Source organism: Corynebacterium sp. HMSC062A03 (assembly GCF_001811145.1).
GTDB lineage: Bacteria > Actinomycetota > Actinomycetes > Mycobacteriales > Mycobacteriaceae > Corynebacterium > Corynebacterium aurimucosum.
This window is the reverse complement of sequence record NZ_KV803652.1, coordinates 52,453-66,233: the sequence shown is the minus strand read 5'-3', so window position 1 is coordinate 66,233 and position 13,781 is coordinate 52,453. Positions and strand designations below refer to the sequence as shown.

Annotated in this window: 7 protein-coding genes; 4 read left to right on the top strand and 3 right to left on the bottom strand. The window is 64.3% G+C overall.

The window, feature by feature from the left end; genetic code table 11:
• Positions 1–4 precede the first annotated feature (4 nt).
• The 4 genes from HMPREF2781_RS04185 to HMPREF2781_RS04170 all read left to right on the top strand — a co-directional run bounded on the left by HMPREF2781_RS04185 (position 5) and on the right by HMPREF2781_RS04170 (position 4,971).
• Complete coding sequence (locus HMPREF2781_RS04185; RefSeq protein ID WP_070644501.1) at positions 5–2,407, top strand: MMPL family transporter; 2,403 nt, start codon at positions 5–7, stop codon at positions 2,405–2,407.
• A complete protein-coding gene (locus HMPREF2781_RS04180) occupies positions 2,404–3,414 on the top strand; it encodes a lysylphosphatidylglycerol synthase transmembrane domain-containing protein (RefSeq protein WP_070443306.1) in 1,011 nt (336 codons plus the stop codon). Before HMPREF2781_RS04185 ends, HMPREF2781_RS04180 begins: the two co-directional genes overlap by 4 nt.
• A complete protein-coding gene (locus tag HMPREF2781_RS04175; protein WP_070443304.1) occupies positions 3,415–3,762 on the top strand; it encodes a DUF3054 domain-containing protein in 348 nt (115 codons plus the stop codon).
• A 195-nt stretch (positions 3,763–3,957) separates the two neighbouring features.
• Complete coding sequence (locus tag HMPREF2781_RS04170; protein ID WP_070644500.1) at positions 3,958–4,971, top strand: HNH endonuclease signature motif containing protein; 1,014 nt, start codon at positions 3,958–3,960, stop codon at positions 4,969–4,971.
• 297 nt (positions 4,972–5,268) lie between these two features.
• Here the strand turns inward: HMPREF2781_RS04170 and HMPREF2781_RS04165 are convergent, their stop codons facing one another.
• The 3 genes from HMPREF2781_RS04165 to HMPREF2781_RS04155 all read right to left on the bottom strand — a co-directional run bounded on the left by HMPREF2781_RS04165 (position 5,269) and on the right by HMPREF2781_RS04155 (position 13,734).
• A complete protein-coding gene (locus tag HMPREF2781_RS04165) occupies positions 5,269–6,840 on the bottom strand; it encodes an acyl-CoA carboxylase subunit beta (RefSeq protein ID WP_070644499.1) in 1,572 nt (523 codons plus the stop codon).
• Positions 6,813–11,657, bottom strand: coding sequence for a type I polyketide synthase (locus HMPREF2781_RS04160; protein WP_070644498.1), 4,845 nt, complete (start codon positions 11,655–11,657; stop codon positions 6,813–6,815). Before HMPREF2781_RS04160 ends, HMPREF2781_RS04165 begins: the two co-directional genes overlap by 28 nt.
• Positions 11,658–11,874: 217 nt before the next feature.
• Positions 11,875–13,734: a FadD32-like long-chain-fatty-acid--AMP ligase gene (locus tag HMPREF2781_RS04155; RefSeq protein WP_070644497.1), complete on the bottom strand. Its 1,860-nt coding sequence runs from the start codon at positions 13,732–13,734 to the stop codon at positions 11,875–11,877.
• Between the last annotated feature and the right edge of the window lie 47 nt (positions 13,735–13,781).

Genomic DNA, 13,781 nt, shown 5'->3' with positions numbered 1-13,781 from the left:
CCGCATGTTTTATTCCTGGGGCCGTTTTTCCTATGCCCACCGCAAGGTCATCCCGCTCATCATCGTGGGTCTCATCCTTGGCCTCTTCTTCGGCTTCGGCACCCGCCTCGAGGAGCGCATGAGTCAGGAGGGCTGGGAGGACCCGGGGGCGGCGTCGACAAGCGCGGCACAGATCGAGCTGGAGACCTTCGGCCGCGATAATTCCGGCGACGTCATCCTGCTTTTCGACGATCCCGATGCCCACGCCACCGAGGCCAAGGCCTTTCTGGATGACCTCAAGGCTCAGCATCCGGAACAGATTGACTCTGTCACCAGCTACTTTGATAAGCGCAACCCGAACCTCATCACGCAGGACCACTCCACGGCCTTCGCCGCCATCGGGCTCAAAGGTGACGGCGAGCAGACCCTCAAGGACTTCCGCACCATTGAGGATTCCCTGCACTCCAGTGGGCTGCCCGTGCAGGTCGCGGGTGCCACCGCCGTGGCCGACGCACTGGATGAAGGCATGTCCAAAGACATCTCCCGCGCGGAGAAGGCCGCCCTGCCGCTCGTCGGCCTGCTGCTCCTCGTGGTCTTCGGCTCCGTCGTGGCGGCGTTCATGCCGCTCGTCGTGGGCGGGCTGTCCATCCTGGGCTCACTAGGCATTCTTTCCATCCTGGCTGGCTTCCAGCAGGTCAACGTGTTCGCGCAGGCCGTCGTCACGCTGCTGGGACTGGGCCTGGCCATCGACTATGGCCTGTTCATGGTCTCCCGCTTCCGTGAGGAGCTGGACAAGGGACGCGATACCAAGGAGGCCGTGGCGATCACCACCGCTACTGCCGGCCAAACCGTGGTCTTCTCCGCCGCCATGGTGGCCGTATCCCTCTCCGGGCTTTTCCTCTTCCCGCAGGCCTTCCTCAAATCCGTGGCCTATGGCTCGATCTCCGCGGTGGGGTTGGCGGCATTGCTGTCGGTGACGGTGCTGCCGTCGTTGTTTGGCATGCTCGGACCCAACATCGATAAGTGGACCGTGCGCAAGACCTCGCGTCGTGGTCGCCGGATTGAGGACACCTGGTGGTACAAGCTGCCGCGTTGGGCCATGGACCGCGCGGGTCTAATGACCACCGCCATCTGCGCCCTGCTCATCGCGCTGGCCCTGCCGGTGCTGGGCGTGAAATTCGGCGGTATCAACGAGACCTACCTGCCGCCCAACCAAGACGCGCGCGTGGCGCAGGATCAGTTCAACGAGCAGTTCCCCTCCTTCCGCACCGAGCCGGTCAAGCTGGTGGTGAAGAACGCGACGAATGAGCAGCTTGTCGACGTCGTCATGCAAGCCCGCTCCATCCAAGGCCTTACCGAGCCAATGGGCCCGAAGACCGCGACCGTCGACGGCACCACCGTCCTCGGCGCCGGTATCCAGGACCGCGAGGACTACGCACGAATCGTCCACGAGCTCGAGAACATTGAGGCACCCGACGGCGTGGAGCTTTATGTAGGCGGCACCCCGGCCATGGAGGTCGAGTCCCTCGACGCGCTCTTTGAGACCCTTCCTTGGATGGCCCTCTACGTGGTGCTGGCCACCTTCATCCTCATGGCGCTGGTCTTCGGCAGCTTCATCCTGCCGCTGAAGGCCATCATCATGACGCTGCTCTCGCTGGGTGCCACGCTGGGTATCTTGACGCTCATGTTCGTCGATGGCCTCGGCTCCGGCCTGCTCAACTTCACCGCCGGCCCGCTGATGAGCCCGATTCTGGTGCTCATCATCGCCATCGTCTTTGGCTTGTCCACGGACTACGAGGTCTTCCTAGTCTCGCGCATGGTAGAAGCCCGCCGCCGGGGCGCTTCCACGGACGAGGCCATCGCGGCGGGTACCGCGCACACCGGCGGCATCATCACGGCGGCCGCGCTCATCATGATTGTGGTCGCGGGAGCCTTTGGCTTCTCCGACATCGTCATGATGAAATACATCGCCTTCGGCATGATTTTTGCACTGCTTATCGACGCCACCATCGTCCGCATGCTCCTCGTCCCCGCCGTCATGCACCTTCTACGCGAGGACAACTGGTGGGCCCCGCGCTTCCTCACCCGCCTGACCCATCGCCTCGGCGGCGAGAACTCCCCGGCTGCCGAGCCGGCGCCCACCGCCCCAGTACTGAACAACGAAGAGGCCACACCGACTGAACAGGCTGCGCCGTCCCCCGCCGTTACTAGCGAGCGGGACGATCCGCGTTCTTCGACTGGGTCCACCGAGCAGGCAGAACCGCACTACTCCCCCGTGACTCCGGCTGAACAGGTCGAGGTGGAGGGGGCGTCGGCAAGCGCCGCGAACGAAGCCGCCGTACGCGGGAACCGCAGTGCCGATACTGACGAGGAGCTCATCCCCTTCTCTGAGCTGGTCAAGCGCCTCAATTCCACGGATGGTCAATGAAGAAGAACTGGCTGACCTGGATAATCTCCCTGCTGATTCTGGCCGCGCTGGCGTGGTTCTTCCGCGACCAGCTGGACTTCATCTCCGAGGGATTGCGCCGCCTGCGCCACGCCGAACCTTTCCCCGTCGTGCTGGTGGTGTTCTTCGCGCTGCTGTCCATCGCGGGTATGGCGGAGGTAATGAAGCGGCTCATCGGTGCCGGCGGCGTTGAGGTGCCGCTGCGCGAGACCTACGCCATCACGCTGGCCTCCAATGCCTGGTCCACGACTCTGCCTGCGGGCCCTGCCTTTTCGGCTTTGCTCACCTTCCAGGTGCAGCGCCGCTGGGGCGCGTCGGTGGCGCTGTGCAGCTACTTCCTGTTTTTGTCCTCGATCATTAGCTCGATGTTCCTCGCGCTCATTGGCCTGGGCGGGGTGTTTTTCCTCAACGCAGATATGGCTTTGGGTTCGCTGATCACGACCATCGCCCTCATGCTCGCGGCACTCGGCGGCATCTTCTGGCTGACCTCGCACCCGGTGACCCTTGAGCGCTGGCTGCGCAAGCTGCGGCCCGGCCCGAAGCGGGACCGCGCGATCCAAGAAGTCCGCAACCTGGGCGAGGTCCACCTTTCGCGCGGCCCCTTTGTTGTAGTTGCCGGGGCGTCGCTGGTTCACCGCCTGGCCGATATGGCCGCGCTATGGGCTTCCGTGTGGGCGGTAACCGGGGAGATCCCGTGGCTACGCGCCGGTGCTGACGACACCACACTAGCCGGTGTAGCCCTGGCCTTCCTGGCTGCGAAGCTGGCTGGGTCCGCGCAGGTCACCCCGGGTGGTGTGGGCACGGTGGAGGCCGCGCTCATCACCCCTCTGGTGGCGACAGGCCTGACCGTGGTGCACGCCACCTCTGCGGCCATCATCTACCGGCTTATTTCCTTTGCGCTCATCACTATCATTGGATGGGTCATCTACTTCGCCCACTACGCCCGCGATGGCTTTTCTTACGCGGCGTTGAACCGGAAGGAATCCTAAATGCGCGTTGCCCCGCTTATCGACGTCCTCGCTCTCGTACTCTTCGCCATCCTCGCCCGCCTGGCGCATGGTGGCCTAAGTTTTAGCTCCTGGGTTGATGCCTTCTGGCCGTGGACCGTGGGCGCGCTCGTCGGCTGGGTCATCATCATGGCCACGAAGCTAAGCGGCCTGTGGAAGGAGGGCGCCGTCGTGTGGCTGAGCGCCGTCATCGGCGGCATGGCTTTGTGGATGCTGGTCAACGGGCGCCTGCCGCACTGGTCCTTCCTCATCGTGGCCACCGTGATGTCGGCGCTATTCTTCTTTGGCTGGCGAGCCATCGCGGCCTTTGCGTCCCGCTCCCGCGCCTAAGGTTTGTGCTTGAACTGCCAATTCGTCCTACACGACGCCGGGGGCCTGCTTTCATCCTTAACTTCCGCCGGAGTCCAACGCGTCACAACTAACTCCCAGTCGAAATGGTACATTCACCCCTTACGTTCGGGTGTTTGAGCTGGGAGTTTAGCGCTCCGGTTGCGGGGCACTTCAGACCGGTTTAGGGTGTGAGCCATGAAGTTGGGGGACTTACTCGGGGCACTCGCTCGCGGCATGCACGTCGTGTCCTTGTGCGCAGGCCACACGCGCGAGGAGATGCTCGCGCTGGGGGCGACGCCACGCATGGCGCGGCAGCTCGAAGGACTTCACCGCGTTTATTTTGGCCAGACTGCTTTCACTGCCAAGCAGCGCCGTGCGCGGGAGACGGACCATGCGCTGGATACGCTGCTGCAGATTGAGCGTCATGTGGCACGCGTCAAAAACTCACGCCAAGCTTGGGATCTGCGAGTGGAATTGTGCTCGACCCCCGAGGGCGAGATTGCGCGCGTGGCGAAGCTAAGGCTCTCGGAACTTAAACCCGAGCCTAGCCCCGGCGTCCGCGTGCGGCGTGGTGCGGGAGGCATGCACAAACTCATCATCACGGACCGTCCGCGCGCGATTGCCAATCTGGTGGGCACGCTTAAGGCCACCTCCGACGACCTGCTGAAGGCCGTCCACGAAGTCTTTTCCGGCGGCGGCGCACCGAAGCCAGCCTTGCATGCGCACGTGATTGTGCGACTAGAGCAGCTGGACAAGATTGTGCGCGGTGAGGGCGACGATATTATTCTGCAAGCAACTGACGGCGGCACCATGACCGGCGCTGAATTTCTCCGCACGCAGTTTGCCGAGCGAGGCTTTGTCTCGCTCTTCCACCCGGTCGAGGGGCCGGTGAATCTGTATTACGGGAGCCGTTTTGCCAACGATAAACAGCGGCTTTTGCTCAGTGCAGAGCATCCGACGTGCGCCTGGCTCGGCTGCACACGACCAGCCGCGGAGTGCCAGATGCACCATATAAGGCGCTGGCAGGATGGCGGACCGACCAACCTCGACAACCTCGTGCCGCTATGTAAATATCACAACGCCATCAATGACGATGACCCCGCCCGACCCACATATCGCGGGCGCATCGACCGAGTTGAGGGCCGCATGGCATGGCTGCCTCCCGACGGCGCTCCACCAATCCCCATCCCCAGCCCGGTCTGGGATTAAAAAGCCCCTCCACAAGGAGGGGCTAGAAGCGCTGGCTTACTTCGAGCTCAGGGCGCCAACGTTCACGCCTGCCTGGTTGAGCAGCATGATGACGAGATTGATGATGTCGCCACCGAGGTCAAGGGCGCTAGAAAGCATTGGGGTTCTCCTTTGATTGAATTCCTAGACTTTATGCCTATCGTACGAAACGGTCCCAAACGTTACGCCCCGTGCCTGGGGCGCGCGGCGGAGGCTTAGGTCGCCCAGTGAGCATGCATCCCGGGAGCAGCTAACACGAGGCAGTTAACCCCCAGGACGCTAGAGCGGGGAGATGGTGTGCTTCTTGGGCAGGTCCTTCTCTTGCTTATCGGCAAGCTGGCGCAGCGCGCGGCGCAGGGCCAAGCGCGACTCGGAGGGCTTAATCATGCCATCGAGGTATCCGCGCTCCGCGGCGACATAGGGTGCGGTCATGGTCTCGTCGTAGAAGTCCATGAACATCTTCTTCGTCATCGCGCGTTGCTCTGGGGTCTCGGCGGCCTCGAGCTGCTTGCCCGCAATCATGACCACGGCGGCGGCCGAGCCCATCACGGCGATCTGGGCCGTCGGCCACGCCAGGTTGATATCACCGGTCAGGTTCTTCGAGCCCATCACGGCATACGCGCCGCCATAAGCCTTGCGCACGATGAGCGAGACCTTCGGCACGGTGGCCTCCACCACCGCAAACGCGAACTTCGCGCCGCGGTGAATCAAGCCCGCCTTCTCCTGGTCCACGCCCGGCAGGTAACCCGGCGTATCCACCACAAAGACCAGCGGGATGTTGTAGGCATCGCAAATACGGATAAAGCGCGCGCCCTTATCGGCGGCATCCGCATCGATACAACCCGCTGAATGCATCGGGTTATTGGCCACAAAACCCACGGCCTTGCCATCAATGCGACCAAAGGCAGTGATGACGTTGGGGGCGTAGTTTTCCTGAATTTCGATGAGATCCTCATCGTCGCCAAGCTGCGTGAGCAGGTCCATCATGTCGTAGCCGGCGTTCGTATCATCCGGCATGAAGGAATCCAGCTCGGTGTCCTGGGCTACCTCCTCATCAGAAGGCGCATCGAAGACCGGGGATTCGTCGAAGCAGGTCAGAGGCAAATGATCCAGCAAGTCACGAACTAGGTCGAAGGCCTCATCCTCCGAGGGCACCACGACAGACACGTTGCCGTTGAGCTCCTGCTGGCGCGCGGAGCCCAAGTCGTGGGAGGAAATTTCCTCGCCCGTGACCTCCTTGATCACGTTCGGGCCCGTCACGTACATTTCCGCCTCACCATCGACGGCGATGATGAAGTCCGTGGTCACCGGCGCATACACCGCACCACCAGCGGACTTACCCATCATGATGGAAATCTGCGGGCTACGGCCAGATAGCGGCAGCTGGCGGCGGGCAATCTCGGAGTACATGGCCAGAGACGTCACCGCGTCCTGGATGCGCGCACCACCGGAATCCTGGATACCGATAACCGGGCAGCCAATCTTGATGGCCAAATCCATGATGTCGGTGACCTTCTTACCAAAGGTCACGCCCACGGAACCGCCATACACGGTCTTATCGTGCGCGTAGATACACACCGGGCGGCCATTGATGCGGCCGTGACCAGTGACCACGCCGTCGGAGTAAATCGCATCCGGGTCACCGGGGGTCTTGCCCAGGGCGCCGGTTTCGACGAAGGAGCCTTCGTCGAGAAGCGCGGCGATGCGTTGGCGCGGAGTCGAACGCCCAGCCTCGTCGCGGCGCGCCCGGGAGCGTTCACTGCCGGGATCCTGGGCGCGTTCGAGGCGCTCGCGTAGATCCGCTAGCTTGTCAGCGGTGCTAGTCACTTCCGAATCTTCTCCTCGATCCATTCCTCCATGTGCTTGCCCACGATACCGATTGCGGGCTCGTCGGGAACCGCCAGGTGGTCGCCCGGCAGCTGCACAATCTCCAGATCCTTCACGATAACGCCCCAGCCACCGTCCGGGTTAATCTCCGCATAGGCAGGCTCGAGCTCGATGGCGCCGTCATGCATGCGCTCGGAGCGGAAGAGGATGACGGGCGCGCTTACCGACGCCCACCGTCCCATATCCAGCGAGCCCAGAATCTGGTTATCCACGAAGGATGCGCGCTGGTGCTCTAGCACGCCGGCGGACAGGCCGTGCTCAGAGGCGTCGGTGGAGCTAAGGAATTCCGCGAGCATGGCCATGAGTGCATCCTCGCCCACGGTCTCCAGCATCTCGTAGGGCGGCTCGAAGTCGAGGCCATAGGTCTTCTTGGCGAAGGCGGCGTAGCGCCCCCAGCGGGCCTTGGTTTCCTCCAGTGTCTTCGGCGCTGGGTTAGCCGGCTGGGTGGTATCCAGCAGAGCGATAAAGGCAACCTCAGCAGTATCCTCGCCGCGAGCTTGACGCTCCTGCAGCTGGTAGGCCACCTCGTAGGCTAGCGCTCCGCCGAAGGACCAGCCGCCGAGCACGACCTTGCGCCCGCGCGCGTAGTGCAGGATGTCCTCGATATAGGCGGCGGCGCGATCCTCCAGGCTGCCCTCGAGGCGCTCCACGCCGTAGACGGCGATATCGGCAGGCAGGCGGCGGGTCAGCGGCTGGTAGACCACGGTGGTGCCGCCGGCCGGGTGGAACATGAAGACGGCCGGGCCCTCGGCCTCGCGCAGCACGCGGATATTGCCTTCGACCTCGGTCTCCAGGCCCTCGCGGACCAGGTCTGCCAAATTCTCCAGGGCTTCGGCTTCCTGGACCTGCTGTGCGGTGACCTCGATGCCGGCGCGCTCGGTGAGGCGCTCGGCAATCTTTGCGGCGACCTCATCGCTGACCTGCGGCAGCGCAGAGGTCACGCCGGCCGCGGCCTTGCCCGTGAAGGTGGCCCAGGTACCAAAGACCATGCGCTCGGAGGCATCGCGCGGTGCGACGCCTACGCCTTCGCGGTTCTCGTCCGCGCCGCCGCTTTCGCCGTTCGGCTTATCTGCGCCGCCCTTCGCGCTCACGGTGGTGTCGTTCGCGCCGGTGTGGTCGGCCTCGGTGAGTGCGGAAGGTGCGTCAGTACTCGCGGTTCCAGCTTCAGCAGCCGCGTCGGCCGGTGCCTGTGCGGCAGAACCGGGCTGCTCGGACACGGCCTCTTCAACCATGGTGATGACGTCGGCGAGGGAGGCGTCGCGAAGCGCCTGCACCTGCAGCGGCGGAATCTGGAAGTCATTCTCCACGCGGTTCTTGATGCGCATGCCCATGAGCGAATCCAGGCCCAGGTCAATGAGCGGCAGCTCGCGCGGGAGATCGGAGACGTCGTAGCCCATGGACTCCGACACGATGAGTGCCAAGCGCTCCTCCACGCTCTCCGTCGCCGGGTCCCAGCGCACGGCATCGGCGCCCACGTCGGGGTCCGCGAACTGCGGCGCGGTCACAGCCTGCGGCAGGCTCGGCTCCGGGGCCGCAGCGGGTTCGGCAAGGTTGAGAGTCGAGGCAAAGCCCTCCGCGACAAGCTTGGTGCTTGCTCCGTCCACGTAGTGCACCGCCAGCGACAGCCCGCCCAGCGTGCGGCGGACAATCGTGGTGACCTCGCCCTTCGCGGGCAGGTCGAGGTGCTCCTCGCTCGCCGCGATATGGGCGCCCGGGGTCACGGCCTCGGCGGCAGCCTCCAGGATGGCCAGCGCGCTCGGCGCCTGGTCGGCGTTCGTGGAGAAAGCCACCGCGCCCTCCGGCAAGCTCACGCGCGCACCCGGCAGACCGGACACACCAGAAGACGGACGAGCATTGGTCCAAAAACGTTGGCGGCGGAAGTGGGTATGGGGGGCGTCGACAAGCGCGCCGGAGCCAAAGACCTTAGTGTAATCCACCGGCGTTCCAGCAACGTAGAGCTTGCCCAGCAGGTCCAGAAGTGACTCGGTGGGCTCCACCTTGCGCTTCAGGCTGTAGAGCAGCTGCGCATCCGCCTTGCCCGCGGCAAAAGCGGTGGACATCAGGCCCATCAGCGCAATCGGGTTCGGGGAAATCTCCACGATCTGCATGTGGCCGGCCGCGAACGCCGCTTCCGCCGCCTCCTGCAGGTAGACGGGCTTGCGGGTCATGCGGATCCAGTAGTCCTCATCGTGCAGCACCGCACCGGGGCGGTAGACCTTGCCGCGGTCCACGGAGGAGAAGAGCGTCGTGTGCAGCGGGCGGGTCTCGATGCCAGCGATTTCTGCATAGAGCTCACCCAGGAGCGGGTCAACGGCGGAGGTGTGGCCAGCGCCCTTGACATTGAGCGCGCGGGCGAACTTGCCCTCGCCCTCGAGGCGCTCCACCAGCGCGAGGACCTCCTCACGCGGGCCGCCCACGGTGGTCATGCCCGGGCCGGTGTAGACGGCAGGCTCGATGGAACCAGGCAGGGCGTCGATCTCCTCGGCGGAAAGCTCGACGACGGCCATGGCACCCTGCTGGTCCTCCGGCAGCGAAGCCTCGCCCTCGCCCATGAGGCGCGCGCGGTGGCAGGCGATGAGCATGGCGTCGGCCGCCGTGATTCCGCCCGCAGCATAGGCCGCGCCGATTTCCCCCATGGACATGCCGATAACGCCGGCCGGGCGCACGCCGAAGGTGGCGAGCAGGTCCGTCAGCGCGATCTGGATGGCGGTGATGGCTACCTGCGCGGTTTCGGTGTTATAGGTCTGGGCGTCGTCGTGCACCAGCTCCAGAATGGACCAGCCGGATTCGCGCTGGACGATGGCGTCAAGCTCCTCCAAGCGCTCCTTGAACAGCGGCGAGATCTCGATCATGTCCTTGGCCATCTTGCGGTGCTGGGAGCCGAAACCGGAGTACATGAAGACTGGTCCGTGCACCGTCGGGGAATCCGCCGCGGCGATCCCGACGGAGACGGTCCCCTCGGAGACCTGACGCAGGCGCTTGACAGCTTCCTCGCTTGACGACGCCGTTACTACCGCACGCGAACGCCCATGGTTGCGGCGCGCGAGGGTGCGGGCCAGGGAGAGCAGGTTCGGGTTCTCCGCTTCGATGTAGTCCGCCAGGTGAGCCGCTGCCGCGGCGCGGCGGGATGGCAGCAAACCGGAGACCGGCAGGGCTACTGGCTGGCCCTCGCCGATGGCGACCTGCGGGGTGTCCTGGTGGGTCAGCCCGCGGTAATCCGTAAGGACGACGTGCGCATTGGTGCCGCCGAAACCAAAGCCGGAAACACCGGCGATTTTCTGGCCGGAGTATTCAGGCCACTCGCGCGGATCCTCGACCACTTCGAGGTGCTCTGCGTCAAAATCGATATAGCGGTTGGGGCCCACGTAGTTGATGTTTGGTGGGATGACGCCGTGGCGCATGCCTTCGATGACCTTGATGAGGCCCACGACGCCAGCGGCGGACTCGGAGTGGCCGATGTTGGTCTTGGCGGAGCCCAGCAGGGTCGGGTTGGCGGCCTGGCGGCCCGGGCCCAGCACGCGGCCGAGCGCGGTGGCTTCAATGGGGTCACCGAGAATGGTGCCGGTGCCGTGGGCCTCGACGTAGTCCACGTCCTGCGGGCGGATGCCGGCGTCGGCGTAGGCGCGCTCGAGGACGTCGACCTGCGCGTCTGGGTTGGGGGCGGTCAGGCCGTTGGAGTGGCCGTCAGAGTTGACCGCGGAGCCCTTGATGACGGCGTGGATGGTGTCGCCGTCGCGCTCGGCGTCCTCCAAGCGCTTGAGCACGAGCACGCCCGCCGCATCCGCGCGGACGATGCCATCGGCATCATCGGAAAAGGCGTGGATGGCGCTGGTGGGGGAGGTAACCCCCAGCTCACTAAAGCCGATGGAGGCGTGCGGCGAGGCCAGGATGTTCACGCCGCCGGCGAGGGCCGTATCGGCCGCACCCACGCGCAGATCCTTCACCGCCTGGTTGACCGCTACGAGGGAAGCCGAGCACGCGGTATCCACGTTGAGGGAAGGGCCGCGCAAATCGAAGGCGTAGGAAAGGCGGTTAGCCACGATCGCTGAGGACGTACCCGTCATGGCATAAGGGTGCATCTCCGCCGGGTCGGCGGTAATCAGCATGCCGTAGTCATTGTTGGTGGAGCCCATGTAGACACCGGTGGCGGTGCCGCGCAGCTGGTTGGCGGGCACCCCGGCATCCTCGAGAGCTTCCCACGCCACCTCTAGGAGAATGCGCTGCTGCGGGTCCATGTTGGCTGCCTCCAGCGGGGAGAGGCCAAAGAACTCGGCGTCGAAGGAGGCGATGTCCTCGATGTAGCCGCCGTCGGTGTTTTGCTGCTCCATCTTCTCGCTGGTAATTGGGTCGGAGGAGTACTCCGACCAGCGCCCGACGGGCAACGGGCCGGTGCCCGCGCGGCCCTCGACGAGCATGGTCCAGAACTCGTCGACGTTCTTGGCTCCCGGGAAACGGCCGGCATAGCCGATGACGGCGATATCCCCGCCCGCGAGGGAAGCAGAACGCGGCGAAGCCTCACGCGGCGCGCTTTCTGCCAAGGTGCCGGCCGCGCCGTTGACAAGGCGCTCGGCCAGCTGCGCAATGGTGGGGTACTCGTAGGCCACGGTGGGCTCGAGCTTAATCCCGAGGAGGTTTTCTAACTCGCCGGAGAGGACGACTGCGTCACGCGAGGACAGCCCGAAATTCTCCAACGGTTTGGTGTCCGTGATTTCCTCAGCTGATAGGCCGGTGGTCTGCGCAACCCAGGTGCGCAGCCAGCCACGAAGCTCTTCAACGGTCATAAATCTTTAGCTTTCTTACGCGGACTAAAACTAACTAAATGTGCGGTCGATTTTGCGCAGCACAAAAGCGCGCACATCGATGCGTATATAGGGGTTATCGGACGATTATCCCACTTTGTTAACTTGGGTTTCATAACCGACATACCCACAGGCAGCGACAACCCCCGCTCCGCGGTTGCGCGGAAACGGGGGTTGAACAGGCGTGGTTTCGGAAGGCCTAGGAAGCGAGGTAGCTCTTCTTCGCCACGCGGCGGGCAATCTTGCCCGAGGAGGTGCGCTTGATCTCATTAGCGTTGAACCACTGGATGACGGCCGGCGTCACGCCGTGGTGCGCGGAGACTGCGGAGCGGATGGCTTCGGACGCGGCGGCGTCATCGGCTGGGTTGGCGCCGTCGGCGCGCTCAATGAGCAGCACGAGTTCCTCGGTGCTACCACCCTCCACGGAGAAGGCCGCGATGGAATCCGCACGTACGTGGCCCGAGGCCTCCTGCACGGTGCCTTCGATGTCCTGCGGGTAGTGGTTGCGGCCAGCCACCACGATGAGGTCCTTGAGGCGGCCAGTGATGTAGAGCTGGTTATCCACGATTGCCGCCAGGTCACCGGTGGCCAACCAGTTGTTATCCTCCGGCGCGTTCGGCACGCGGGAGCCCTCTTTCAGGCGCTCCCCCAGCGTGTTGTGGAAGGTCGAGGTGGTTTCCTCCGCGCGGTCCAGGTAACCGGCCGCGCGGTTATCACCGTGGAGCCAGATTTCGCCCACTCGGCCATCCGGCAATTCGGCCTTGGTCTCTGGGTCCACGATGGTCAGGTGCTGAGCCACGACGCTCTGACCACAGGAGGCATAAGCCACGGAGTCCGCGGACTTCTCCACGATGACCGCCTCGCCGTCGGCCAAACGCTCGCGGTCGAAGTGGGAAATAATCGGGCGCTCCAATGTCTGCGGGGTGGTCACAATCAGCGAAGCCTCCGCCATGCCATAGGAGGGGCGCAGGGCATCGCGGCGCAAGCCGTACTCTTCCTTGCCGAAGGTCTCCCAGAAGGAATTCACCGCGGACTCCGTGACCGGCTCCGAGCCGATCACGATGCCATCAACGTTGCTGAAGTCCAGCGTCTCACCTTCCGCCGGGGCGCCGTAGCGCGCGGCGAGCTCGAGGGCGAAGTTGGGAACCACGGCATAGGTTCCCTGCAGCTGCTCATCGATGGGCTGGCGCTTGAGCTGGTCAATCCAGCGCTTGGGCTGCTGTACGAAGTCCCGCGGCGTCATGATTTCCAAGTTGAAGCCCAGGATGGTCACGAAGGTTGCCAGGATGATGCCCATATCGTGGTGCATCGGTAGCCAGGACACCACGCGCGCCGGCAGCTTGATCTGCACCGCGGTGAAGATCTGCAGCACGTTGGTCATGATGTTGCGGTTGGTCAACAGCACACCCGCCGGGGTGCGGGTGGAGCCGGAGGTGTACTGCAGGAAGGCCGGGTGGTCCACCGGCGCGGTCTGCAACGCGGCCAGGGCCGCCTTGCCCTCCTCGGTCTCCAGCGGGTTCACCCAGCTCTGCGCCAAGGAATCCGGCAGGGAGTCGATGGAGATGATGCGCGGGCGCTCAGACGCCGGGCGGTCCGCGAAATAAGCTCGGTTAGCCGCAGCTGAAATGTTGTTGGTCAGCACGATCGACGGGTTGGCATCGCCGAAGACTGCCCGCAGGTGATCGGTGTGGCCGGGCTCGTTCGGATCGTAGAGCGGAAGCGGCGTCATGCCCGCGTACATCGCGCCGAGGAAACCGAAGATGTACTCGGGAGAGTTGCCCGCCAGGATCGCCACACGATCCCCCATCTTGCCTACCTGCTGCAGGCGTGCTGCTACCGCCTTGATGCGGGTATTGACCTGGGAGCGGGTGATATCGCGCGGGGTGCCCTCCGGGTTATCGGTATAGACCCACTGGCGCATGACCGGGCGATCCGGGATTCCCGCCTGCTGCTCCGCGGCATAGACGTGTTCAGCGAGCCCCGCCAACGTCAGGTGAGGCGGCAGGGCAATGTTGCCCTTCTCGTCGAAGAACTGGCCGATCAAGGCTTTCAGGTCCATGTGGGAAAGCTCCTTCGTAGGGTTGAGAGGGGCACGCACCCCTACTT